Source organism: Mesorhizobium sp. B2-3-14 (assembly GCF_006442175.1).
GTDB lineage: Bacteria > Pseudomonadota > Alphaproteobacteria > Rhizobiales > Rhizobiaceae > Mesorhizobium > Mesorhizobium australicum.
Genome location: NZ_VFVP01000001.1, coordinates 762,193 through 787,067, shown reverse-complemented (window position 1 = coordinate 787,067; position 24,875 = coordinate 762,193). Strand labels below are relative to the sequence as shown.

23 protein-coding genes and 1 riboswitch are annotated in these 24,875 nt (G+C 63.0%); of the genes, 5 read left to right on the top strand and 18 right to left on the bottom strand.

Going from position 1 to position 24,875, the window contains the following annotated elements; genetic code table 11:
• Positions 1 to 30 precede the first annotated feature (30 nt).
• The 3 genes from FJ950_RS03610 to FJ950_RS03600 all read right to left on the bottom strand — a co-directional run bounded on the left by FJ950_RS03610 (position 31) and on the right by FJ950_RS03600 (position 3,029).
• The gene (locus FJ950_RS03610; RefSeq protein WP_140615104.1) at positions 31 to 462 is read right to left on the bottom strand and encodes a PqqD family peptide modification chaperone; all 432 of its coding nucleotides are present in this window, start codon (positions 460 to 462) and stop codon (positions 31 to 33) included.
• Positions 463 to 603: 141 nt separating this feature from the next.
• Positions 604 to 1,704 (bottom strand): hybrid-cluster NAD(P)-dependent oxidoreductase, encoded by a 1,101-nt coding sequence (locus FJ950_RS03605; RefSeq protein ID WP_140615102.1) that lies wholly within the window; start codon positions 1,702 to 1,704, stop codon positions 604 to 606.
• A 77-nt stretch (positions 1,705 to 1,781) separates the two neighbouring features.
• Positions 1,782 to 3,029 carry an aromatic ring-hydroxylating dioxygenase subunit alpha gene (locus tag FJ950_RS03600; protein WP_140615100.1) on the bottom strand — a complete coding sequence of 416 codons (1,248 nt, stop codon included), beginning with the start codon at positions 3,027 to 3,029 and terminating at the stop codon, positions 1,782 to 1,784.
• 111 nt (positions 3,030 to 3,140) lie between these two features.
• A riboswitch (cobalamin riboswitch) is annotated at positions 3,141 to 3,343 on the bottom strand.
• Positions 3,344 to 3,835: 492 nt separating this feature from the next.
• On the opposite strand from FJ950_RS03600, the gene FJ950_RS03595 reads away from it, so the two are divergent.
• The 3 genes from FJ950_RS03595 (at position 3,836) to FJ950_RS03585 (ending at position 4,631) form a co-directional block, all read left to right on the top strand.
• Positions 3,836 to 4,036, top strand: a complete 201-nt coding sequence (locus FJ950_RS03595; protein WP_015314343.1) for a DUF680 domain-containing protein — start codon at positions 3,836 to 3,838, stop codon at positions 4,034 to 4,036.
• A gap of 69 nt (positions 4,037 to 4,105) precedes the next feature.
• Entirely contained in the window at positions 4,106 to 4,312 is a 207-nt protein-coding gene (locus FJ950_RS03590) for a DUF680 domain-containing protein (protein ID WP_015314342.1), read from the top strand.
• Between the two features lie 70 nt (positions 4,313 to 4,382).
• Entirely contained in the window at positions 4,383 to 4,631 is a 249-nt protein-coding gene (locus FJ950_RS03585) for a DUF680 domain-containing protein (protein ID WP_015314341.1), read from the top strand.
• A gap of 73 nt (positions 4,632 to 4,704) precedes the next feature.
• Here the strand turns inward: FJ950_RS03585 and ugpC are convergent, their stop codons facing one another.
• The 5 genes from ugpC to FJ950_RS03560 all read right to left on the bottom strand — a co-directional run bounded on the left by ugpC (position 4,705) and on the right by FJ950_RS03560 (position 11,214).
• Positions 4,705 to 5,817 (bottom strand): sn-glycerol-3-phosphate ABC transporter ATP-binding protein UgpC, encoded by a 1,113-nt coding sequence (gene ugpC / locus FJ950_RS03580; protein WP_140615098.1) that lies wholly within the window; start codon positions 5,815 to 5,817, stop codon positions 4,705 to 4,707.
• A 29-nt stretch (positions 5,818 to 5,846) separates the two neighbouring features.
• Positions 5,847 to 7,511, bottom strand: a complete 1,665-nt coding sequence (locus FJ950_RS03575; RefSeq protein ID WP_140615096.1) for an alpha-glucosidase — start codon at positions 7,509 to 7,511, stop codon at positions 5,847 to 5,849.
• Positions 7,512 to 7,515: 4 nt separating this feature from the next.
• Positions 7,516 to 8,670: a carbohydrate ABC transporter permease gene (locus FJ950_RS03570; RefSeq protein WP_140615094.1), complete on the bottom strand. Its 1,155-nt coding sequence runs from the start codon at positions 8,668 to 8,670 to the stop codon at positions 7,516 to 7,518.
• A 1-nt stretch (position 8,671) separates the two neighbouring features.
• On the bottom strand, positions 8,672 to 9,685 hold the full coding sequence (locus tag FJ950_RS03565; RefSeq protein ID WP_140615092.1) for a sugar ABC transporter permease: 1,014 nt from the start codon (positions 9,683 to 9,685) through the stop codon (positions 8,672 to 8,674).
• 173 nt (positions 9,686 to 9,858) lie between these two features.
• Positions 9,859 to 11,214: an ABC transporter substrate-binding protein gene (locus FJ950_RS03560; protein WP_140615090.1), complete on the bottom strand. Its 1,356-nt coding sequence runs from the start codon at positions 11,212 to 11,214 to the stop codon at positions 9,859 to 9,861.
• Positions 11,215 to 11,577: 363 nt separating this feature from the next.
• Here FJ950_RS03560 and FJ950_RS03555 point away from each other — a divergent pair, with 363 nt between their 5' ends.
• A complete protein-coding gene (locus FJ950_RS03555) occupies positions 11,578 to 12,600 on the top strand; it encodes a substrate-binding domain-containing protein (protein ID WP_140615088.1) in 1,023 nt (340 codons plus the stop codon).
• A gap of 58 nt (positions 12,601 to 12,658) precedes the next feature.
• Here the strand turns inward: FJ950_RS03555 and FJ950_RS03550 are convergent, their stop codons facing one another.
• On the bottom strand, positions 12,659 to 13,567 hold the full coding sequence (locus FJ950_RS03550) for a LysR family transcriptional regulator (protein WP_140615086.1): 909 nt from the start codon (positions 13,565 to 13,567) through the stop codon (positions 12,659 to 12,661).
• Positions 13,568 to 13,666: 99 nt separating this feature from the next.
• Between FJ950_RS03550 and FJ950_RS03545 the strand changes: the two genes are divergently transcribed.
• Entirely contained in the window at positions 13,667 to 14,200 is a 534-nt protein-coding gene (locus tag FJ950_RS03545) for a hypothetical protein (protein ID WP_140615084.1), read from the top strand.
• Here the strand turns inward: FJ950_RS03545 and FJ950_RS03540 are convergent.
• From FJ950_RS03540 to FJ950_RS03500, 9 genes are all read right to left on the bottom strand, one after another.
• On the bottom strand, positions 14,172 to 15,611 hold the full coding sequence (locus FJ950_RS03540; RefSeq protein WP_140615082.1) for a S8 family serine peptidase: 1,440 nt from the start codon (positions 15,609 to 15,611) through the stop codon (positions 14,172 to 14,174). The genes FJ950_RS03545 and FJ950_RS03540 overlap by 29 nt on opposite strands.
• Positions 15,601 to 16,269, bottom strand: coding sequence for an anti-sigma factor (locus FJ950_RS03535; protein ID WP_140615080.1), 669 nt, complete (start codon positions 16,267 to 16,269; stop codon positions 15,601 to 15,603). The genes FJ950_RS03540 and FJ950_RS03535 overlap by 11 nt, the downstream gene beginning before the upstream one ends.
• Complete coding sequence (locus tag FJ950_RS03530) at positions 16,266 to 16,832, bottom strand: sigma-70 family RNA polymerase sigma factor (protein ID WP_023772366.1); 567 nt, start codon at positions 16,830 to 16,832, stop codon at positions 16,266 to 16,268. Before FJ950_RS03530 ends, FJ950_RS03535 begins: the two co-directional genes overlap by 4 nt.
• A 180-nt stretch (positions 16,833 to 17,012) precedes the next feature.
• A complete protein-coding gene (locus FJ950_RS03525; protein ID WP_140615078.1) occupies positions 17,013 to 17,852 on the bottom strand; it encodes an alkaline phosphatase family protein in 840 nt (279 codons plus the stop codon).
• Positions 17,853 to 17,935: 83 nt separating this feature from the next.
• Entirely contained in the window at positions 17,936 to 19,522 is a 1,587-nt protein-coding gene (locus tag FJ950_RS03520) for an ABC transporter substrate-binding protein (RefSeq protein WP_140615076.1), read from the bottom strand.
• Positions 19,523 to 19,743: 221 nt separating this feature from the next.
• On the bottom strand, positions 19,744 to 21,402 hold the full coding sequence (locus FJ950_RS03515; RefSeq protein ID WP_140615074.1) for an ABC transporter ATP-binding protein: 1,659 nt from the start codon (positions 21,400 to 21,402) through the stop codon (positions 19,744 to 19,746).
• Positions 21,399 to 22,223 (bottom strand): ABC transporter permease, encoded by an 825-nt coding sequence (locus FJ950_RS03510; protein ID WP_015314327.1) that lies wholly within the window; start codon positions 22,221 to 22,223, stop codon positions 21,399 to 21,401. The genes FJ950_RS03515 and FJ950_RS03510 overlap by 4 nt, the downstream gene beginning before the upstream one ends.
• 10 nt (positions 22,224 to 22,233) lie before the next feature.
• Positions 22,234 to 23,193, bottom strand: coding sequence for an ABC transporter permease (locus tag FJ950_RS03505; RefSeq protein ID WP_015314326.1), 960 nt, complete (start codon positions 23,191 to 23,193; stop codon positions 22,234 to 22,236).
• 16 nt (positions 23,194 to 23,209) lie between these two features.
• Positions 23,210 to 24,796, bottom strand: coding sequence for an ABC transporter substrate-binding protein (locus FJ950_RS03500; RefSeq protein ID WP_140615072.1), 1,587 nt, complete (start codon positions 24,794 to 24,796; stop codon positions 23,210 to 23,212).
• Between the last annotated feature and the right edge of the window lie 79 nt (positions 24,797 to 24,875).

The window sequence follows — 24,875 nt, the reverse complement described above, 5'->3', positions numbered from 1 at the left end:
ATCGCCTTCCATCACGCTGCGGCCGCCCCGTCAGGAAGCCTGCTTGACCGCCGGCCAGCCGAGAGGTTCCTCGACCTCGTGGATGGGATCAACGACGATCAGGTCGGCGAGGTCGTCGTGAATGCTCACATTGAGCGGCTCGTTCGTGGCGGCAAGCTCGGCAGGCAAATCGCCCGGCAAAGGCTGCGCCGCCGCGTCCAAGCGCACCAGCAAACCCAATTCGAGCAATTGCGATATGAAGCGTTCGAGTTCGGCCTGGCCTATTGTCGAGCCGCCGGCGCTCAGCCCGACCAGAGCCTGGGCGTCCGCGCCGGATGAAAGCGCCTGCCATACCTTGCTGCCGGAATCGGAAAAGCCGAAATATTTGCCATTGGCAAGATTGAGCACCACGGCCTCGCCATCGAAAGATTCGAAAACGATATCCCGGCTCGCTACCGCATAGGCGTGGGAGTCATGCGTCATTGTTGCCCCGTCCTGCATTTCCTGCCCGCCAGCAGGACCGCTTCCACCAACAACGCCTGTAAACTTTCAGGTCTTCCTTGGCAAGGTAACCTTTGCCGGCAACGCGGGACCATTTCCGGGTTCAGTCGAAAGCCGGGCGGATCAAGCCTCGATTTCAAGCGGCGACAATGGCTTGGAACAACAGGCCAGGATGAAGCCATCATCGATCTCATGATCGAGGATGCCGCCATTGTGGCTCATCTCGACGCTGCCGGAGACTTTCTTCACTTTGCAAGTTCCGCACAGGCCGAATTCGCAGGCGGCCGGTATTCGCACGCCCGAGGCGCGCGCCGTCTGCAGCACGGTCTGGCCGGCGACACAGTCGGCGTCGACATCCGAAAGCGCGAAGCGGATCGGCGTCGCGGCTTCGACGCAAATCGCCGCGCCGTCTTCAGCCGGCGAGGCAAACGGCGCTGGGATTTCCTCCATCGCCGGCGCGGCAAAGCTCTCTTGATGGTATTTTGCCATGTCGAACCCGGCGGCCTCCAGCATGCCGCGCACGGCGCGCATGAAAGGGTCGGGGCCGCAGCAGAAGATTTCGCGTTCGCGGAAATCGGGCGCCAGGAGCGGCAGCCGGATGGCGTCGATGCGGCCCATATGGCCGTACCAGCCCTCGCGGCTCGACCGCTCCTCGATCATGAAGCCGAGCGACAGCCCCGGCATATGGCCGCCGAGCAGTTCGAGTTCCTTGCGAAAGATGATCTCTTCCGGGCGCCGCGCGCAATTGACGAAGCCGACATCGGTCCATGGCGCGCAGTCGTTCAGCCAGCGCAGCATCGACATCATCGGCGTCACGCCCGAACCGGCCGAGATGAACAGGTATTTCGCCGCCGGGTGGCTGTGCAGCGAAAAGTCGCCGCCCGGTCCATAGGCCTTGACGTGCGAGCCGGGCGTCAGGTGATCGAACATCCAGCGTGTGCCGACGCTGCCCGCCTGCGCCTTCACCGTCACCGCGATCGAGAATGGCCGTGACGGCGATGATGACAGCGTGTAGGTGCGCATCAGCGGGCCGTCCGGTGTCGGCAATTCCAGCGTCACGAACTGGCCCGGCTTGTAGCGGAACCAGGTCTGGTTGTCGGAGCGGAAGGTGAAGGTCTTGACGTCGGGCGCCTCGTCGCTGACGCCGGTTACTTCCAGCACCTGCAGCCTGTCGTTCCACGGCGCCATCTGGTCGAGGTGGCGATAGAGGCCAAGATCAGTCATGGCGTTCATCCCTGCATACCTTTCATTTTGGGCGTGTCGTGATCCCAAAGCCGCTGCACAGTTTTGGCCGACATGCGCTAGGCGACACTGCGCAGAGCAGGCCGGCCGTCTTCGGAAAGCCGTGGGCCGATAAAGCGCGCGTACCAGTCGACGAACTGGATGACGCCGCCCTCGTGCAGCTCCGAATAGGGACCGGGCTCGTAGGCCGGCGACAGGATGCCGAAGGCATTTTCCTCGACGATGCGGCGGTCCTGGTCGTTGGTCTCGGTCCAGACATGGGTGAGTTCGGCGAGATCGTAGTCGACGCCTTCCACGGCATCCTTGTGGACCAGCCATTTGGTCGTAACCGCTGTTTCCGTGGCGCTGACCGGCAGCACGCGGAACGTCACCGCATGATCCACGAGGATATGGTTCCAGGTTGTCGGGTAGTGATAGTGCATCAGCGTGCCGATCCGGTCGGCCGAGACGCTGTCGGACAGGTTCTTCTTCACCGCCCGCTTGCCGGTCATCGTGTAGCTCTGGGCATCGCGCAGCAGCGGCGCGCGGGTGGCGCGGTATTGTCCGGCCGGGTCGATGCGAAACTTGCTGGGCAGGCCAACAGCTTCGCACTTCGCCCAGTGGGCCAGCATCTCCGGATCGCTGTCGGCGCCTTGCACGCCGGTCACGGTCGGCGCTTCCGGGAAGGTCTTGCACAGCTCAGGATGGTTGCCCGCGCAATGGTAGCATTCGCGGTTGTTTTCCCAGACCAGCTTCCAGTTGCCCTTCTCGATGATCGTGCTCTCGAAGGCGATCTTGGCCTCGCTCAGCCGGTGCGGCTGGAGATAGGGCTCGATCATCGCCTGCATCGGCGCGAAGTCGGCGGGCTCCTTGGCCAGGCAGATGAAGACATAGCCGGCGACGCTTTCGCAGGCGACCGGCTTGAGCCCGAACTGGCTCTTGTCGAACCCATCGGCCATCTGGCGGGCGAACAGCAGCCGGCCGTCGAGTTCGTAGGTCCACTGGTGATAGGGACACACCAGTTTGGCGGCCATGCCCTTGTCGGTGTTGCAGACGCGGCTGCCGCGATGGCGGCAGGAATTGTGGAAAGCGTTGATCTTGCCCTGCTGATCGCGCACCAGCACGACCGGATAGTCGCCGATCTGCACGGTGATGAAGCTGCCCGGCTTGGGCAACTCGCAATCATGGCCGATGAACAGCCAGTCGCGATACCAGATCAGTTCCATGTCAAGCTTGAAGTAGTCCGGGTCGGTATAGAAGGGCTGTTCCAGCGAAAGGCCCTGTCTGCGGCCGTTCAAAAGCCTCAGCATGTCGTTGCGCGCGTCCATGTCCTGTCCTCATTTTCAAGGACTGAACTGGTGGTGATGGAGGAAGGACTGGGCGCAAGCCGGCGAAGCCGGACAACACCATCCGCCCCTTGACCGCCCACCGCGATCAGTCGAGTTCTAGCGATCTCGGGCTGGTTTCCGGGCTCTGGAGTTGTCCTGGCGGACCATCGCGACACCTTCCCAGGCTTTCGCCCAGTGGTCTCCCGTTGCGACTTGAACTCCACCACCGTTGCGGGGGCAGCGCCGGAATCTGACCGGCTTCCCAATTCTCCGCTCCGTCGTCACGCAGCGGCACCTGAGATCGCTCGATCTAATCACGACAGGGTTTGCGACATCGGCACGAAAGCGACATCGCATCCATGCGGCGCGACACGTACGCGGGATCGTCCCGGCGCGGTTGCAGCGGGGGAATCGCCTCTTCTCGCCAGGCGCGCGGGCACAGTTTTCGACCCTCAGCCGGGCCGGAAAAGGGTTAATGGTTTCGAAAAGTGACTATTAGCAGAGTCTAAAATCGAACCGAACGGTTCGTTTCTGTTGACGGTGCGTGCAGGACGGTGTGAACGCCCAGCCTTCCGACACAGTTGGTGATCGGGTTATGATCTCAGACAACTATTTGATATCAAACGGAAAAATAAGACATGTAGAAGGCGTTGGTACAATTTCAAGTGGTGGAGTCATGGTCCACGCTGAACAACTTCGTGATTGGAAACGGCAAGGGGGCTCTCCCACATCGGGGCTGTCCGAACGACGCGATTTAATCCCAAGACACGCCGCTAGACGGACGGGAAAAATACTGGAGTACAAAAATGAAAAAGATCATTCTCACTGCCGCCGCCCTTCTGGCTATTTCCGGCAGCGCCTTCGCTAGCAGCGACCATTATGGTTCGAACGCCGCGACCCCCACGGCTACTGTCGACAGCTCCTACACCGCTTCGACTAAGAAGTCGGAGCCGGCTGCCCAGACGCCTGTGACGGGCGCCGACCACAACCTCTTCGGCAACAATTAATAGCGATCCCCGGCACGCGGCGGGTGACCCTGCCGCGCTGGTGGACCCTACAAATTCAGGAGTATTAAAATGAACAAGATCCTCATTGCTGCCGCTGCCGTTCTGGCTCTCTCCGGCAGCGCTTTCGCCGGCAGCGACAACTATGGCTCCAACGGCGCCAACCAGGCTGCTGCCGCTTCGACCGACAATTCGAACACCGCGTCGATCGGCAAGTCGGCTCCGGCCACCTCGGCGCCTGTCCAGCAGGGCAGCGACCGCAACCTCTTCGGCCATTAACGGCCATCCCACGGCCGGTGGGCTCTGGCCCGCCGGTCCGCGGGACTTCCAAAATTCAGGAGTACCTAAAATGAACAAGATCCTCATTGCCGCCGCCGCCGTTCTGGCCGTCTCCGGCAGCGCCTTCGCCGGCAGCGACAATTATGGCTCCAACGGCGTCAACCAGCCCACTGCTTCGTCGACTGTCAATGTCGATACGTCGCATACAGGTGCGATCCGCAACAGCGATTCGCCTGTCTACAAGCTGCTCAACTCGTCCGGCGACGTGCAGAAGCCGGCCCATCAGGGTGCCGATCGCAATCTCTTCGGCAACAACTAACCAGCCTGTGCAGACAAGAACAGCGGCGGGCCAGGCCCGCCGCTCTTGTTCTTTCATTACCGGACGGCCGTCTTCAGGCCGCCTTTGCTTCCGCTTCGTGGAGGGCAAAGGAGCGACCATCGGCATCGAAGATATGGAGATCGCCGGCATTGGCGGTCAGCCGCAGCGTCGAGCCGCGCTTGACCTCGACATTGCCCGGCAGCTTGGTCACCAGCGGCAGGTCGGCCCGGCCGATATCGACATAGACCAGCTGGACCTCGCCAAGCTGTTCGAGATAATCGACGGTCCCCTCGAACAGATAATCCGCACCGCTGGCGATCGCGAGATCTTCCGGCCGTACGCCGAAGCTGACCGCCGCTCCCTTTGCCGAAGCAGGTGTCGCGATCGGCACCGTCGCCTTGCGGCCGCCGACATGGCTGACGATGGTCGGATTGCCCGTCTTGTCGACCGTCGCCGGCAGGATGTTCATGGCCGGCGAGCCGATGAACTGGGCGACGAAGAGGTTGCCGGGGTTCTTGTAGAGTTCCATGGGCGTGCCGACCTGCTCGATGTGCCCGTCCTTCAGCACGACGATGCGGTCGGCCAGCGTCATCGCCTCGACCTGGTCGTGCGTGACGTAGATCATGGTCGTGTTGGGCATCGATTCCTTGAGCTTGGCGATCTCGATGCGCGTCGCAACGCGCAATGCGGCGTCAAGGTTCGACAGCGGTTCGTCGAACAGGAACACCTTCGGATTGCGCACGATGGCGCGGCCGATGGCGACGCGCTGCCGCTGGCCGCCCGACATCGCCTTGGGCAGACGGTCGAGATATTTGGTCAGCTGCAGGATCTCGGCGGCTTGCCGAACCCTTTTGTCGATCTCGGCCTTGCTTTCCCCACCGATCTTCATCGAGAAGGCCATGTTGTCGTAGACGGTCATGTGGGGGTAGAGGGCATAGGACTGGAACACCATGGCGATGCCGCGCTTCGAGGGTGGCACGTCGTTGACCACCTGGCCGTCGATCTTGAGTTCACCCGACGTGATTTCCTCGAGCCCGGCGATCGAGCGCAGCAAGGTCGACTTGCCGCAGCCCGACGGGCCGACGAAGACTATGAACTCGCCCGATTTGATGTCGAGGTCAATGCCGTGGAGAATGTTAAGATTGCCATAGGACTTCTTCACTTGTCTCAAATTGACATCGGCCATTGGTTTCCTCCAGTGATTCCTCGGATGTTTCAGCCTATGCGTCCGAACCAGGCGCCATAGCCGCCGAGCTCGACCGACCCGGTGCTCGCCTGCCCGGAGAGCCCGTGTCCCGGCAAAGGTTGCAGGGTTCGGTTGCCGAGGTCAACCTTCGCCGGCCTTGCGCCCAGATTGAAGACGCAGACGATCTCCTCATTGCCCGACCGGCGGGTGAAGGCGACGGTGTCGCCCTGGCTTTCGATGAAGGCGATGTCCCCCTTGGCCAGCGCCGGATGGGCGCGGCGGAAAGAAAGAAAGCGCCGGTAATGCTCAAGCAGGGAGGTTTCGTCGCCTTGCTGCACGTTGACCGCCTGCGGCAGATGCTCGGCCGGTACCGGCAACCAGGGTTTTGCCTGGGAGAAGCCGCCATTCCTTGCATTGCCATCCCACACCATGGGCGTGCGGCAGCCGTCGCGGCCCTTGAATTCAGGCCAGAAACGGATGCCGTAGGGATCCTGCAGATCCTCGAAGCGCAGGTCGGCCTCGCCGAGGCCGAGTTCTTCGCCCTGGTAGATGCAGACCGAACCGCGCAGCGACATCAGCAATGCCGAGATGACCTTGAGATAGGCCGACGGGTCCGCCTCGTCGGCGGCCCAGCGCGAGGCCGGTCGCATCACGTCATGGTTGGAAAACGCCCAGCACGACCAGCCGTCGCTGGCCACCCGGCCAAAAGCTTCCAGCACCGAGCGGACCTTGGCGGCGCTGATCTTTTCCGGCGCCAGGAAGTCGAAGGAATAGCACATATGCACGCGCTTGCCGCCGGCGGTATAGGCGGCGACCACGTCCAGCCCGCGTTGCGAATCGCCGACTTCGCCGACCGCGGCGGTCGCCGGGTACTCGTCGAGCAGCGCCCGGAAGCGCTCGAGGAAGGCGAGGTTCTCCGGTCGGCTTTTGTCGTAGATATGGTCCTGGTAGTTGTAGGGATTGACCGCCGGCGCGGTCTGGTCGTTGCGCTGTTCCGGCGGCAGCGGCGGGTTGTTTTCCAGCCCCTGGCTGTGGAAGTAAAAATTGATGGTGTCGAGGCGAAAGCCGTCGACGCCGCGTTCCAGCCAGAAGCGGGTGACGTCGAGCAGCGCGTCCTGGACTTCGCGGTTGTGGAAATTGAGGTCGGGCTGCTCGGCCAGGAAATTGTGCAGGTAGTATTGCTGGCGGCTGGTGTCCCATTGCCAGGCCGAGCCGCCAAAGATCGACAGCCAGTTGTTGGGCGGCGTGCCATCGGGTCTTGCATCCGCCCAGACATACCAGTCGGCCTTGGGATTGGTGCGGCTCGAGCGGCTTTCCTTGAACCAGGGGTGGATGTCGGCGGTATGCGACAGCACCTCGTCGATCATCACCTTGAGGCCCAGTCGGTGCGCCTCCGCCGTCAGCGCATCGAAATCCGCCAGCGTACCGAACATCGGGTCGACGTCACAATAATCCGAGACGTCATAGCCGAAATCCTTCATTGGCGATTTGAAGAAAGGCGAGATCCAGATGGCGTCCGCGCCAAGGGCGGCAATGTAGGGCAGCCTGCCGATGATGCCCTTGAGGTCGCCGATGCCGTCGCCATTGGAATCCTGATAGCTGCGCGGATAGATCTGGTAGATCACCGCGCCCCGCCACCAGTCGCGGTCGATGGCGGGGTCTGGTTTCGAAGTCGCCTTCAAAGCCGATTGCATGGTCTCAACCTCCTTTCACCGAGCCGGCCAGCAGCCCGCGGACGAAATAACGCTGCAGCGAGAAGAAGACGATCAGCGGCACGATGATGGTGATGAAGGCCGATGTCGTCAGGATCTCCCAGTTACCGCCACGCGAGCCAAGCAGAGCATTGAGCTTGGCCGTCAGCACGATCTGATCGGGCGCCGTTCCGAGGAAAACCATTGCCACCAGGAGATCGTTCCATACCCACAGGAATTGGAAGATGGCGAAGGAGGCAAGCACCGGGAAGGACAGCGGCAGCACGATCTTGACGAAGATCTCGAAATCGCTGGCGCCGTCGATGCGCGCCGATTCCATGATCTCGCGCGGCAGGCCGGCAATATAGCTTCGCAAGAGGTAGATGGCGAAGGGCAGTCCGAAGCCGGTATGCGCCAGCCAGATGCCGAGGTAGGTCTTGGACGGCACGCCGAAGAACGTGCCGACGCCATTGTAGAGCTTCAGCAGTGGAATGAGCGACATCTGCAGCGGCACCACCAGCAAGCCGATGACGACGGCGATCAGGAGCGCGCGGCCTGGAAAGCGCATCCAGGCCAGTGCGTAAGCCGCAAAGGCCGCGATCAGGATCGGGATGACGGTCGCCGGGATGGTGACCGTTAGCGAATTCATGAACGAGCGGCCGATGCCTTCGGAAAACAGCACGGTCTGATAATTGTCGGTGGTGAATTTCGGCGGCGCCGACGAAGCGTAGTAGACGCGCTGGCCCCTGTCGCCCTCGAACGCCTTTGGCGAGGCCATGACGAAGCTGCCGTCGGCCTTGATCTGGAGGGTCACGCCGTCACCGAGATCGGCTGATGTGCCGGCAGGATACTGCGTCGGTGCCGCCGCCTTGACGCCGAAGGCGCTTATCGCGCGCTTGGCCCCGTCGCCGAAGATGTTGCCCTGGAGAACGAACTTGCCGTCCTTTTCTACCTGTGTGGAGGCGGCCGGCAGTCGCCCGGCTTCCGTCTGGCTGGAACTGGCGAAGGAATTCCACCAACCCGAGGCGATGATCTGGTCCTTGTCGCGCAGCGACGAAACGAGGATGCCGAGCGTCGGGATGGTCCAGATCACCACGAAGACGAGCACCGCGATATGGACGCCGAAACGGCTGGCGAAGGAATTTCCGGTCGCGACGGCCATCTCAGTGCCCTCCCGTCTCTTTGTTGGCCTGGCGGATGTTCCAGACCATGATCGGAATGACGGCAATCATGATGATGATGGCTATGGTCGCGCCGCGGCCGAAATCGCCGCCGCCGCGGAACATCCAGTCGAACATCAGATTGGCCAGCACCTGGCTGTTCCATTGACCGTTGGTCATGGTCAGAACGATGTCGAACACTTTCAGCACCAGGATGGTGATGGTGGTCCATACCACCGCGATGGTGCCCCAGATCTGCGGCACCATGATCTTCCAGAAGATCTGGAACGGGTTGGCGCCGTCTATGACTGCGGCTTCCAGTGTTTCTTCGGGGATGCCGCGCAGCGCCGAGGACAGGATGACCATGGCAAAGCCGGTCTGGATCCAGATCAGGATGACCATCAGGAAGAAGTTGTTCCAGAACGGCAGCGATATCCAGACCTGCGGCTGGCCGCCGAAATACTGGATGATGGCGTTGAGCAGGCCGATCTGGATCTGGCCCTGGCCACGATATTCGTAGATGAACTTCCAGATCACGCTGGCGCCGACGAAGGAGATGGCCAGCGGCAGGAAGATCAGGCTTTTGGCAATCGTTCCCCACCATATCTTGTCGGTGAGCACGGCGATGATCAGGCCGAGGAAGGTGCAGGCCGCCGGCACCACCGCCAGCCACAATATGTTGTTGCGGATGGCGTTTCGCAGATCCGGATCGCGCAGCGCCCATTCATAGTTGGCGAACCCCACGAAACTCGTGCCGCCGCGATCGAAGAAGGACAGCCACAGTGTCGCGATCACCGGATAGACCAGGTAGATGGTCAGGATGATCAGCGCCGGACCCACGAACAACCAGGGCCGCACCAATCCCTGCCGGCGCAGATTGTTGACGGCGGCCGCTCCGGACACTCCGCGCGCGGGGAAGATCAGGTCAAGCAGTTTGTTGGCGCCCCAGAAATAGGCGACGCAGCCGCCGACGCCGATAATGATGACGAATATTGCCGAGAAAATCTGAGCCGCCATGGGTCCCTCTCCCTGCGCGTGACCGGCCAGCGGTGCTGGCGACCGATGCGCCGACTTTCAGTTATTCGGAACAATCGAAATGCGAAGCTTCCGGCGTGTCCCGCCGGTCGGATCCGGGCCGTAGCCCGAATCCAGTAGCAAGATGAGGAAAGATCAGGTCGCGCCGGAGCGGCCTATTTGATGGCGTCCCAGCTCTTCTGGATGTCGGTGGCGACGTCCTGGGCGGACTTGCCGCCGACCAGGTCGATCATGCCAGTCCAGAACGAGCCGGCGCCGACCTTGCCGGGCATCAGGTCGGAGCCGTCGAAGCGCACCGTCGTGGCGCCGACCAGGATCTCGCCCTGCTTCTTCAGCGCATCGCTGCCATAGGCGTCCTTGTTGGCCCCCTTGAAGGGTGTGACGAAGCTCTTCTGTGCCATCCACAATTCATGCGCGAGCGGCATTTGCAGGAACTTGATGAATTCGCGCGATGCCTTGGAATCCTTGGTGATCATCACCAGCGTTCCGGCGACTTCCAGCGGCGTCCCGAGCTCCGGCTTGGAGCCGTAGGGCGGGTAGGGGAAGAAGTCCGCATCCTGGCCAAGCTTCACGCCTTCCGGGAAGAAGGAGGGGATGAACGATGCCTGATGGTGCATGTAGCACTTCGGCGGTACGGTGAAGAGGCCCTTCGGGCTGTCGCGGAAGTCGGTCGCCGCGACCGCCTTGGCGCCGCCGTCGACCATCTTGTCGTCGGTGGCGATCTTGCCGAAGATGTCGATAGCGTTGACCACGGCCGGGTCGTTGAACGGAATCTCGTTCTTCACCCACTTGTCGTAGACTTCGGGAGTCTGCGTGCGCAGCATGATGTCCTCGACCCAGTCGGTCGCCGGCCAGCCCGTCGCGCCGCCCGAACCAAGCCCGATACACCACGGCTTGCCGCCATCGGCGATGATCTTCTTCTCGAGTTCGGCAAGTTCTTCCTGCGTCTTCGGCACCTTGTAGCCAGCTTCCTCGAAATTGTCGGGCGAGTACCAGACCAGCCCCTTCACGTCGATCTTGTAGGGAAAGGCATAGAAGCCCGGCTTGCCGTCCTTGCCGTTGTAAGTTCCGAGCTTGGCCCAGGAGTCGCCGGCGGCGTAATTCTCCTTGACCCAGGCTGCGACGTCGTCGCCGAGCGGGGTCAGCACGCCCTTGGAAGCGAGGTCCTGGATGAGGCCCGGCTGCGGCAGGACGGCGATGTTGGGCGGGCTGCCGGCCTGGGTGTCGATGACGATCTGCTGCTCGTAGTTCTCGGACGAGGAATATTTGACCTCTGCGCCGGTGGCTTCGGAGAAATAATCAAGTACCGACCGGACAAGCGTCTCGTCCTCGCCACGCCACGGTCCGAAGATGGTCAGGGTCTCGCCCTTGAGGTCGACTTTCTTGAGGTCCTCGTAATTCGCCCAGTTGAAGCGCTTGTCCTCGCCCGGCTTGAACTTCAGTTCGGCATGCGCGGGCGCGCTCAGGGCGAATGCGGCAGACGCAACACCCAGCAAAAGCATTTTCTTCATCGGTATTCCTCCCAGTGGGTCATACACACCGGACGGAACCTCCATTCCGCCCGCCGACGCCGCAGGACTGTGACTCAGTCGCAAGGGAACCGCAACCTTTCGAACAGTCTTCCAAAGCGCTTTGGCTTTGTTGATCTCGCCACTGAATCGGACGGGTGTCAAGGGGGAGCAGGAACTAATCGATTTAGTCGCCGTCTGCCAGGGTCCAAAAATTTGCACCGCAACATGCTTTTTCGGCACTGCAGCAGCAATTTTCGTTTCAAACCGGGCCCCGGCACGCTTATGGTCCATGTGGAGTGGCCACGCCCTTGTGGCGTTTGGGTCGATTCAATTTAAAAGCGCTTTGAGGCAGGGAGGCCTCTCGTGAACCTCAAGCAACTCGCGCATATGCTGGCGCTTTCCCAGACCACGGTAAGCCGGGCGCTGAACGGCTATCCCGAAGTCAACGAGGAAACCCGCAGGCGTGTCATGGACGCAGCCAAGCGCCACGGCTATCGCCCCAATCCGAGTGCGCGCCGGCTGGCCACGGGTAAGTCCGGAATGATCGGCTATGTCCTGCCGACGGGTGCAGCCGTCGACATCGATCCCCATTTCGTCGAATTCCTGTCCGGTCTTGGCGACTATGCCCGCTCGCACGAGCTCGACCTTGTCCTGTCACCGACCGATGCCGATGACCAGGAAACGACCTACCGCCGCATCGTCGCCAACCGACAGGTCGATGCCGTCTACATCTCTTCGCCGAGGCCGCAGGACAGGCGCGTGGCGCTGGTCAACACGCTCGGCATTCCTTTCATCGTCCATGGCCGCAGCGAGGGCCTGAATTTCGACTATCCCTTTCTCGACATCGACAATGAAGGCGCCTTCCACGAAGCCGCGCGGCTGCTCGTCCAGCTTGGCCACCGGCGGCTGGCGCTGATCAACGGCGACGACCGCGAGACCTTTGCCATCCACCGCGAGCGCGGCCTGCGCCGGGCGCTGGCCGCGAGTGGCCTGGCATTGGACGATCGCCATGTCTGCTCGCTCGTCATGACCGAGGAGAACGGCTATCGCGCCGCCCGGCGCCTGCTCGAACAGGAAGGCGCGCCGACGGCAATCGCCTGTTCCAGCCTGATCATGGCGCTCGGTGTCGTGCGCGCGGTGCGCGACCTTGGCCTCAGCATTCCCGGCGACGTCTCGCTGATTGCCCATGACGACGTTTTTCCCTGGCTGAAGCCGGAGAATTTTTCCGTGCCGCTGTCCACGACGCGCTCGTCGATCCGGCTGGCCGGCGCACGCATCGCCGAGCGGCTGGCGGCGCGGATATCGGGACTGGAGGACGGCGCGCGCGGCGAGGTCTGGCCGGTCGACCTGGTGGTCAGGGGATCGGTCGCCGGCGCGCCGGCCTGACCACTCGCCAGCGGGGTCAATTGCTGGAACGACTTCTGCGCTGCCTCTGCCCGTTGTCTCAGACCGCGGATTTAAGATGATCGATGAAGGCGCGCAGCTTCGGCAGGACCTGGCGCTTGCCTGGATGATAGAGGAAGACGCCCGGTGTCGCGCCGGCAAAGTCCTCCAGCACCGGTTTGAGTTTTCCCTGTTCTATTGCGCCGTCGGCGACAGGCCGAGGCGTCTGCGCCAGGCCGACGCCTTGGATCGCGGCCCCCAGCAAGGTTGGATAATCATGCGCGATCAGCGGGCCCGAGACGACCGCCTCGATCGCCCCGTTGCCGTCGGCGAAGGACCAGGGTGCGACGGCGCCGTTCGCGCGGCGCAGGCGCAGGCAGGCGTGGTGGCGCAGATCGGTGATCTGTTCGGGCTGGCCGTGGCGCTCGAGATAGTCCGGGCTGCCGACGACCACGAAGGAGAATGGCGGCGTCAGCCGCACCGCGATCATGTCGGGCGCGATGAACTGGCCCAGCCGGATGCCGGCATCGAATCCGCCGGCGGCGAGATCGACCATCTCGTCGCTGGCGGCGATCTCCAGTTCGATCTCGGGATAGGCCCGGCAGAACGACGCGATCATCGGCTCCAGGATCAGCGGCACGACCGCGCGGGGCACGGACAGTCGCAAAAGCCCGGTCGGCCGCTGGCCGACATCGCGGGCGACCTCGCCTGCGGCCACGATCTCTTTGAAGGCAGGTCCGGCGCGGTCGAGGAACCGCTGGCCAGCCTCGGTCAGGCCGACGCTTCGGGTCGTGCGGGCAAACAGGGCCGCACCGATGCGGGCTTCCAGCGCGCGCACCGCCTGGCTCACCGCGGACGGCGTTACCGCCAGTTCGGCCGCGGCACGGCGGAAGTTACGATGCCGCGCGACGGCCAGGAACACCTCGACCCCGTCCAACGCACCGTGTCGGATTGTGTATCTCTGCTTCATAGGCTGTTCTGATTACAGCGGATGGCCGAACTATGAAAGCAGTCTTAGCTAGCGATCGAAGTGTGCGGGACCGCATGGCCACCTGTTGCGAGGAAACCGATGTCAACGCCGATGCTGTTCCAGATCCAACTCGCCCTGGGCTATGTCGCATGGCTGCTTTGCTTCGGTGCATATGGCCTGCCATGGCTGGTCTCGATGGATCGGATGGCGGCGCAACGCGCCATTGCCACGCTGCACAGTTTCCGCTTCTTCGGTCTCGTGTTCCTGCTTCCGGGCGTCGTCGGCCCCAATCTGCCTGCCGGCTTCGCCATGTTCGCTGCCTATGGCGACTTCGCCACCGGGGTGCTGGCCATGCTGGCATTGCTGACGGTCAGAGTTCGCTTGCTCTTCTGGTCGTTCGTCGTCGCCTTTAATCTCGTCGGAATGGCCGACCTCGTCGTCGACTATTACCATGCGGTTCAGGAAGGCCTTCCCGAGCACGCGGAGCAGTTGGGAGCCACCTACGCGATCCCCATCATCTACGTGCCGCTGCTGATGATCACGCACATCGCCGCGTTCTGGTTCCTGCTTCGTCCCGGCAAAGCGCCGCGTGAGCCGTCGCTGGCTATTCCTTCGCAGTCCCTGCAGCCTTGATGTCCAGCAGGCCGTAGCCGAAATCATTGTCGCGCCCCTTAAGCCCGAGATCCTTCGCGGTCGCCGCAAGCACCTTCTCGATGTCGTCGGCGGAGCGGCCGGGCGTGGCATGGATGAGGTTGGCGATGGCGCCGCTGACGATTGCCGCGGCAAACGAGGTGCCCGTGACGACGTCCGAGCCGGCACCGCTCGGCGCCACCATGTCGACGCCCGGCGCCGAGATGAACACATAGGCGCCGCGATTGGCCTGCGGCATCAGCGCATCCTTGGCGTCGGTGGCCGTCACGGCGATGACGCCGTCAAAGGCGGCCGGATAGCCGTAGGGCGCCTTCGGCCCGTTATTGCCGGCCGCCGCCACCAGCACCATGCCAAGCGCCCGTGCATTGCGGCAGGCGGTGCCGAGCAGGTCGTTTTTCGGTCCGACGAAGCTCATATTGATGATGCTGACATTCTGGTCCGCCGCCCAGTCGAGCGCCGACAGAATGACGTCCATGGTCGACTTGCCGCCCTCGAAGGCGCGCGCATGGTAGATCCTGGCGCCCGGCGCCATGCCTTCCAGCGGGCCGACGCCGGCAATCAGACCGTCGATCGAAGTGCCGTGGTCGCGCTTTTCGATCGGCACGTCGGGCATGGCGTCGAACTGCGCGGCGATGACGCCGGCAAGCGCCGGATTGCTGTCGTCGATGCCGGTATCGATGACGGCGACGCGCACGTTCTCGCCGCTGGCCTGTTTGGCGTCGAGCGCGATGCGGTCGAAGGCATAGTTGACGATGCCGGCCGCCTGCTGCAGCGAGTAGATGTGGTTGGGCTCGCGGCGCCGCGTGCGGCCGTCGGCGGCAAGCTGCGCCAGCACCACGCCGACAGGGCGGCCATCGGGAATGCCGAAACGCACCAAAGTGGCGCCAAGCAGCCGGGACTGGCGCTGCGAGCGTACTTCTAGGCCGAAGGAAGCGGCGATCTGCTGCACGGCACCGGCATCGCCATCGACCGTCACCAGCACCTCGTCCGGCACGAACTCCCCGGTCACGGCGCGCCGCGACTGGACGGTGATGAGATCGGTCGGCGAGACGATCGGTCCACTGGCTGGTGGGCCGGCCTGGTTGCCCCCGGGGGAAGTCGCGGGCTCCGGCCGTGGTGCCGGCACCGGTGCAGGAGGGGCGGCCGGATTGGGGAAAAGGTCGACGATCAAGGCGGGCAGAAAAACGGCGCTGGCCTGGGCCGCACCCGACCCGCCTTTGGTGGCGTCGCCGTCCTTGACGCAGTCGGCCGCCATTGCATTGGCCTCGTTGCTGCAATCGATTTTGGCCCGCTCGGGATTGCCGTCGTTTGTCTGCGCCGACACAGGCACGGCGGCGATTGTCATCGCCGCCGCAAGGACAGCCGCAAATCGAATGACCGCCTCAGCCGCCATCAACAGGTTTCCTTCCCTCGATCACAGTCTCGGCGAAAGGCTGGGCGGCAACAAGGCTGCGCGCCTTCTCGTAGTCGGCGGCTGTCGTCGCCGGAATGGCGAGCCTGAAGATGCCATCGGCGGTCGGTCCGCCGATGATCTTGAGCTTGTTGGCGTCGAGGAAGACGGCAATGTCGGCCATCCTGGCGTCCGGCTTGAACTTGACCAGCGCAAACGGCAATTTGGCCAGATCGTCTTGTGCGCCGGCGATCTCGAAATTGCCGCCCCTGCCGCCGGGCTGCACCAGCGACTGCACCGCGATCAAGGCCAGCAGAACCGCGGCCGCCGCCCAGGCGACGCCGACCGGCACCGCCATGAAACGGCCCCACGCCTGCGCCAGCCAGGACGATCCGGCCGGCCTGCGTGCAGGCCCGGCCTCCGCGTCCAGCGCCTTGGCGAAGCGGCTGAGCGCATCGGCCGGCGGGCGGATCGCCTCATTGGCCGCCGCCGTGCCGGAGAACTCGGCTTCCGCCTCGCCAAGCGCGGCAAGTGCCGAGGGATCGTTGGCCAGCCATTCCTCGACGGCTTCCAGATCCGATCCTTCGAGCGAGCCGTTCAGGTAGAACGGCAGCAGCGTCTCCATTTCGTCGCGGCGCGACATCTTTTCAGCGGCGCTCATGGCCACCCCCTGTCGTAACCGGCGGCTTTCAGGGCTTCGCCGAGTTTCTTGCGGGCGTAGAACATACGGGTTTTGACGGTCGCGACCGGAATATCGAGCACCTCGGCGATCTCGGTCACCGATTGGCCCTGATAATAGGCGAGATCGATCACCGTGCGGTGCTCCTCGGGCAAGGCATCAATCAGGCGGCGCAAGGCGGCGGCCTTATCCTCCTTCATGGTGACGACCTCGGGCGTGTCGGCGCTGTCGGGCACCGCGGCGGCGGCCTCGTCGTCGATCCAGTCTTCCTTCTTCTTGCGCAGCAGCGACAGCGCCTTGAAGCGGGCGATGCCGAGCAGCCATGTCGAGACTTCGGAGCGCCCTTCGAAACCCGGCGCCTGGCGCCACAATTCGAGAAACACCTCGTTGGCGATATCGTCAGCCATCATTTCCGATCCCGTCTGGCGCGCCACGAAGCGGTAGACCCGCGCGTGGTGACGCATGAACAGGAGCCGCACGGCGGCCCGGTCGCCCTTCGCGACCCGGTCGACCAGCGCGCGATCGGTCTCCGTCGCCGCTGTCATGGCCGGTCGAGCCGCCTGGCTCTTGTTTGCTCTGTCGCCGATCGGTCCAAAAAGGTTCATCCTCCGCCAAGGAATTTTGGGAGGCTAACCGAAGAGCTGGGCGGTTGCCAGAGCATCCCTTCGCCCCGTTTAGGGGGAGAAGGTGCCGGCAGGCGGATGCGGGAGGCGCCAGCCGCCCGATCAGGTGAGAAAAGCCTTCGCCTTCATCGTCGCCGGCACCGGCACGCCCAGCCGGCTCAACACCGTTGGCGCCAGTTGCAACTGGTCGAGCAGCGTGTCGGCTTCCGGCCCTTTGCCTTGTCCGAAATAATACAGTGCGAAATCCTGCATCTCGTCGTCATGGCCGCCATGGTGACCGCGGTCGGTCTGGCCATGGTCGGCGGTGACCATGACCTCATAGCCGGCTTCGATCCAGCCCGGCAGGAAGGCCGCCAGCATGCCGTCCATGGCGTAGCAGGCATGGTCCATCTCGTGGCAGTCGTGACCGAAGCGATGGCCCATCGAGTCCAGCGTGCAGGTGTGCAGGATGCCGTAGTCGATGCCGTGGCGCCGGGTGAGCATGGTCAGCGTCGCGAACAGGTCGACATCGCTCGGCGTCATCTGGTTCTTGAGATTGTAGCCGGTCATGGTGTGGAAGCGGCCATGCGTGATCGGTCCGCCGGGCTCGTCATATTCCATGTCTTCGACGAGGTCGAAGGGATAGGAACGGAAGAATTCAGACCAGTAGGAATGGGTAACCGCGCCGGTCCTGCCGCCGGCCTTGCTGACTTCCGAGAAGATATCGGGCTGTCCGACGCGAAACCGGTTTTCGTTGGACAGGATCCCGTGCACCTGCGGCGAAACGCCGGTGTGGATCGAGGCATAGCAGCAGGCCGAGGTCGACGGCAGCACCGAGCGCATCTTCCACACCCGCGCCTCGCCCGATTGCACCCAACCCTCGAGATTGCCCATCAGCCGGCGCCAGTTGCGGTAGGGAACGCCATCGAGGATGATCAGCAGAAGCTTGGATTGGATCGCCACCGGTTACTCCACGCGATTGTCTGTTGAAACGAGTGCGCCGCGTGTCGTTGGGACACGCGGCGCTTTTCAATATGAGACAGATGTCAGGCGTTCAGCCAGCATTCTCCCAGCGCGTACCCATCCATCATTTCGCCGATCGGGTTCTTGACCCATCCGCTGATCTTGTTGGTGGCGGCCGCGTCGATGAACTGGTTGAAGAAGGGCACGATCAGGCCGCCTTCGTCGCGCATCATCACCGCCATGTCGTGGTAGATCGCCTTACGCTTGTCCTGGTCGAGCTCGCCGCGCGCGGTGAACAGCATCTTGTCGAATTCCGGCCGCTTGAAGCGCGTGTCGTTCCAGTCGGCCGTCGAGACGTAACCGGTGGAATACATCTGATCCTGCGTGGCGCGGCCGCCCCAATAGGAGAGCGAGAAGGGCTTCTTGTTCCACACCTCGGACCAGTAGCCATCGCCGGGCTCGCGCTTGATCTCGATCTTGATCCCGGCTTTGGCCGCACTCTGCTGATAGAGCTGGGCGGCGTCGACGGCGCCGGGGAAGGCGACATCGGAGGTACGCAGCAGGACCGAGCCGCTATGGCCCGACTTCTTGTAGAGGGCGGCGGCTTTTTCCGGATCGAATTTGCGCTGCTCGATGGCGGTAAACAGCGGGTAGGCTTCGTTGATCGGGAAGTCGTTGCCCACCGAGCCGTAGCCGCGCAGGATCTTCTCCAGCATTTCCTCGCGGTCCATGGCCAGCTTGAGCGCCATACGCAGATCGTTGCTGTCGAAGGGTGCGGTGTCGCAGAACATGTTGAACGGGTAGTAGCCCTTGCCAGACACGTTCTCGATACTTACGCCGGCAATGCGCTTGACCAGATCGACAACCTTCGGCTCGACGCGGTTGATCATGTGGACCTGACCGCCCTGGAGGGCAGCGAGACGCGCCGTCGCGTCGTTGATGACGACGATCTCGACCTGGTCGGCATGGCCGGACTTGTCGCCCTGCCAGTAGTTGGCAAAGCGTTCGCCGCCATGGCGTACGCCCGGCTGGTTGACGGTGACCTTGTAGGGACCGGCGCTGATGCCGGCATTCGGGTTGTCCTTGCCGCCATTCGGCTGGATGACGAGATGGTAGTCGGCCATCAGATAGGGGAAGTCGGCGTCTGCATCGCCGAGCGTGACGATCACTTCCTTGCCGCTCGCCTTGACGCCCTTGATGTTCTTGAGAATACCGAGCGCGCCCGACTTCGACTTCTCGTCGGCATGGCGCTCGATGGTGGCGGCAACGTCTTCGGCGTTTACCGTCTTGCCATTGTGGAATTCGATGCCGTCACGGACCTTGATCGTCCACGTCTTGGCGTCCTTGGAGGCGCCGATGTCTTCGGCGATCAGGTTTACCAGCTTGTTGTCTGGGCTTAGCCGGGCAAGATACTCGCCCCACTGCTTGCTGAAACTGTAGGTGACCTGGCTGAGGTTCAGGGCAGGGTCGAGGCTGTTGGTCGATTCACCGCCCTGCAGGCCGGCCTTGATGATGCCGCCCTTGACCGGGCTCTGCGCGAAGGCCCTCCCGGCCAGCGTGGTTGCCAGCGCGGCGGACACGCCAAGCGCCGCGGTGCGGCCAAGAAAGTCGCGGCGCGATATCCGGCCCTGGCCAGCGAGATCGGCGAGATGATCGAGTTCAGTCTTCATGTCCTACCCCTTGTTGAAACAACGCCGCACCAGTGGCGCCCGTCCAAAGGACGTGTGGCGCCCTAGTGTTGCATGCGGATGACGGCCGCCATCTCCCCTGGTTGGCGGATCGCTGGGTGCCTAGAGCAATTCCAGGAAAAGTGTGAACGGTTTTTCCATCCGGAATTGCATAAAAACAAAGAGATAGAGCAGTTCACCGTTCCGTGAAACCGTGAACTGCGCTAGTTCCCGGCGCTGGCCATGCGCCGCCCCTTGATCGCCTTTTCCAGCCAGCCGATCTCCATCTCCGGGACCGATGACAAGAGAAGGTCGGTGTAGTCATCGAAGGGGGGCGTCAGCACCTTGCTCTTCGAACCATAGCGCACCACCTCGCCGCGATACATCACAGCGATCGAATCGGCGATCGACTTCACCGTCGCCAGATCGTGGGTGATGAACAGATAGGCGACGTTCTCCTCCTTCTGCAGTTCAAGCAGAAGCTTCAGGATGCCGTGCGCCACCAAGGGGTCAAGCGCCGAGGTCACCTCGTCACAAATGATCAGCTTGGGTTTTGCCGCGAGCGAGCGGGCGATGCAAACACGCTGTTTCTGGCCACCGGAAAGCTCGGCCGGGTAACGGTCGACAAAGCCCTTGCCCATTTCGATCTTGTCGAGCAGTTCGGCGACGCGGGCATCGCGCTGTTTGCCGCGCATGCCGAAATAGAATTCGAGCGGCCGGCCGATGATGGTGCCGACGGTCTGGCGCGGGTTCATCGCCACGTCGGCCATCTGATAGATCATCTGCAGCTGGCGCAAATCCTCCTTCGGCCGGTCGGCAAGCCGGTTGGCCAACGGGCGTCCGTCGAACGTGACGGTGCCCTGCTCGGGTGGCAAAAGTCCGGTTATGGCGCGCGCCAGCGTCGATTTTCCGGAGCCGGATTCGCCAACCACGGCCAATGTCTGGCCGGGGTAGATATCGACCGAGACGTTCTTCAGCACCTTGACCTGGCCGCCGCCATAGGCAGCGGTGACGTTCTTGACCGACAGGAACGGCGTGGTGCCGGGGTTCTGCTCGGCATGTTCGATCTCGTGCACCGAAACCAGGGCGTTGGTGTATTCCTGGCGCGGTTCCTTGATGATCTGGCGAGTGCCGCCCCATTCGACCAGCCGGCCGTGGCGCAGCACCATGATCTCGTCCGAGACCTGGGCGACGACGGCCAAATCGTGCGTGATGTAGAGCGCCGCCACATGGGTGTCGCGGATGGCATCCTTGATCGCCGCCAGCACGTCGATCTGCGTCGTCACGTCGAGCGCCGTGGTCGGTTCGTCGAAGACGATCAGGTCAGGCTCCGAGCACAGCGCCATAGCCGTCATGACGCGCTGCAACTGGCCGCCTGACACCTGGTGCGGAAAGCGTTCGCCGATGGCTTCCGGGTTCGGCAGGCTGAGCTTCTTGAACAGCGCGATCGCGCGTTTCTCGGCCTCCGCCCGTGTCGCCGTCCCGTGCAGCAGCGTGGCTTCCACCACCTGGTCCATCAGCCTGTGCGCCGGGTTGAAAGCGGCCGCCGCCGACTGCGCGACATAGCAGACCTCGCGGCCACGCAGCTTGCGGAAACCTTCCTTGCCGCCCTTCAGGATGTCGCGGCCGTTGAGCAGCACCTCGCCGCCGGTGATGCGCACGCCGCCACGGCCATAGCCCATGGACGACAGGCCGATGGTCGACTTGCCGGCTCCGGATTCGCCGATCAGGCCGAGCACCTTGCCCTTCTCCAGCGTCAGCGAGACGTCGTGCACCAGCACGATGTTCTTCGGCGCCTCACCTGGCGGATAGACCGTCGCCTCGATGCGCAAATTGCGGATATCGAGCAGAGGGGTGGACTTTGCCTTCACGTCGGCCGTCATCCGCGTCCTCCCTTCAGGCTTGTCGTGCGGTTCAGCACCCAGTCGGCCACAAGATTGACCGAGATCGCCAGTGCTGCGATCGCGGCCGCGGGAATGAGCGCGGCGCCTATGCCGAACACGATCCCGTCCTTGTTCTCCTTCACCATGCCGCCCCAGTCGGCGTCCGGCGGCTGCACGCCGAGGCCGAGAAAGGACAACGTCGACAGGAACAGCACCGCATAGATGAAGCGCAGGCCGAGCTCGGAGATCAGCGGCGACAGCGCATTGGGCAGGATTTCGCGGAAAATGATCCAGGCGCTGCCTTCGCCGCGCAGCTTGGCGGCCTCGACATAGTCCATGACGTTGATGTCGACGGCGACCGCGCGCGACAGGCGATAGACGCGCGTCGAGTCGAGAATGCCCATCACCAGGATCAGCGTCACCAGGTTGGTTGGCAGCACTGAGAGCACCACAAGGCCCATGATCAGTGTCGGGATCGACATCAGGAGATCGACGAGGCGCGACAGGATCGTATCGAACCAGCCGCCGAACACGGCCGCCGAAAAGCCAAGTATGGCGCCGAGCGAGAACGACAGCGCGGTGGCCAGCACCGCGATAAACAAGGTGATGCGGGCGCCATAGATCATCCGGGACAGCAAATCGCGGCCAAGATTGTCGGTGCCCAGCCAATGCGCCGCCGATATCGGCTCCCAGACATCGCCGACGATTTCGGCGTTGTCATGCGGTGAGATCCAGGGCGCGAAGATCGCCGCCAGCACGAACAGTGCCGTCAGGACGATGCCGATCAGCGCGGGGATGGGGATGCGTTTGATATCGAGCATATCAGCCCCCCTATTTCGGATGGCGGAGACGCGGATTGGCGACGATCGCCGCTATGTCCGCGATGATGTTGAGACTGATGTAGACGGCGGCGAAGATCAGGCCGACGGCCTGTACCACCGGTACGTCACGCTTGGTGACGTGATCGACGAGATATTGTCCCATGCCGGGATAGACGAAAATCACCTCGACCACGACGACCCCGACGATGAGATAGGCGAGGTTGAGCATGACGACGTTGATGATCGGCGCGATGGCATTGGGGAAGGCGTGCTTGCGGATGACGTTGAACGCCGACAGGCCCTTCAGTTCCGCCGTCTCGACATAGGCCGACTGCATGACATTGAGGATCGCCGCTCGCGTCATGCGCATCATGTGGGCGAGCACCACCAGCGTCAGCGCCGTCGCCGGCAGCGCGATCGCCTGCATCCGCTCACCGAAGGGCATGCCTTCGTAGACAGTCGAGATGCCGGGAAAGATCTGCCACTTCACGGCGAAGAAATAGACCAGCACATAGCCGATGAAGAATTCGGGGAAGGAGGTCGAGGCCAGTGCCAGCCCGGAGATCAGCTTGTCGACCCAGCCATTGCGGTAGCGCACCGCGATCAGGCCCAGGATGATGGCCAGCGGTACGGCCACGATCGCCGCCCAGAAGGCGAGGAACAGTGTGTTCCACAGGCGCGACTTGATCGAGGTTGCGATATCCTGCCCGCTCGACATCGCCGTGCCGAGGTCGCCGGTCAGAACGCCGCCGAGCCAGTGGAAATACCTGACATAGGCGGGGTCGTTCAGCCCGAGCTGCTCGCGCAGATTGGCGAGCGATTCCGGCGTCGCGGATTGTCCCAGAATTGCTTGCGCGACATCGCCTGGCAGAATCTGCGTGCCGGCGAAGATCAGGACCGAGATGGCCAACAGAAGGAGGATGCCCAGCGCAATGCGCTGGGCAATGAGTTTCAGGATGGGTGAAGACATCTCTGCAAAGCCGGACTCAGGCCTGCAGCCAGCACTTCGCCAAGGCGTAGCCGTTCATCAGTTCCTGGTGCGGATCATCCACCCAGCCATCGACCTTGGCGCCGGTGGCGTCGATGAACTGGTTGAACATCGGCAGGATCAGGCCGCCATCGTCGCGGACCATGACAGCCATGTCATGGTACATCTGCTTGCGCTTGGCCTCGTCGAGTTCGGCGCGCGCCGCCAGCACCATCTTGTCGAAGTCCGGGCGCTTGAAACGCGTGTCGTTCCAGTCTGCCGTCGACAGATAGGCGGTCGAATACATCTGGTCCTGCGTCGAGCGGCCGCCCCAGTAGGAGGCGCAGAAGGGCTGCTTGTTCCAGACCTCGTTCCAGTAGCCGTCGCCGGGCTCTCGCTTGAGCTCGATCTTGATGCCGGCCTTGGCCGCGCTCTGCTGGAACAACTGGGACGCATCGACGGCGCCGGGGAAAGCCACGTCCGAGGTCCTGAGCAGAACGGTGCCGTCATGGCCTGATTTCTTGTAGTGGAACTTGGCCTTGTCGGGATCGTACTTGCGCTGCTCGATCTCGCTGAACAGCGGATAGGACGCGTTGATCGGGAAGTCGTTGCCGAGCGAGCCGTAGCCGCGCAGCACCTTGGTCAGCATCTCCTCGCGGTCGATCGCCAGCTTCAGCGCCATCCTGAGGTCGTTGTTGTCGAACGGCGCCGTGTTGCAATGCATGATGAACACGTAGTGGCCGGGACCGGCGTGGTTGCGGATGGTCACGCCCGGCACGCGCTTGATCAGGTCGACGATCTTCGGCTCGACGCGGTTGATCATGTTGACCTGGCCGCCCTGCAGCGCTGCCGTGCGGGCGGTCGCGTCATTGATGACGATGACCTCGATCTGGTCGGCATGGCCCATCTTGTCGCCCTGCCAGTAATTGGCGAAGCGCTCGCCGCCATGGCGCACGCCAGGCTCGTTGGTCTTGACCACGTATGGCCCTGCCGAGATGCCGGCATCGGGCTTGTCCTTGCCGCCATTGGGCTGGACGATCAGGTGATAGTCGCTGAGCAAATAGGGAAGGTCGGCATTGGCCTCCTTCAGCGTCAGCACCACTTCCTTGCCGCTGGCCTTGATGGTGTCGATGCCCTTCATGTAGCCGAGCGCGCCGGATTTCGACTTCTCGTCCGAATGGCGCTCCAGCGTGGCGGCCACGTCCTCCGCGGTCACGGTCTTGCCGTTGTGGAATTCGACGCCGTCGCGGATCTTCAGCGTCCAGGTCTTGGCGTCCTTGGACGAGCCGATGTCTTCGGCGATGCGGTTCTCGAGCTTGCCTTCCGGCGACAACTCGACGATCATTTCGCCCCAGCACTTGCCGAAGGCGAACGGCACCTGCGTCATCATCAGCGCCGGGTCGAGGCTGTTGGTGGATTCACCGCCGACAAGGCCGGCCTTCAGCGTACCGCCCTTGACCGGACCCGCCGCCCGCGCCGCGCTCGAAAGCAGCGAGTTGGCGAAGGGTGCGGCGATGCCGAGCGCTGCCGCCCGGCCGAGAAAATCACGACGGCTCAGTTTGCCGGACGCAACGCGCCGGCTAAGGAATTCCAGTTCGTTTGACATTTGAGTTCCTCACTCTGTTGGTTCGACTCTGCGGTCGATTTTCTTGCTTCTTGTTAAAGGGAATAATGACCGCAAGGGA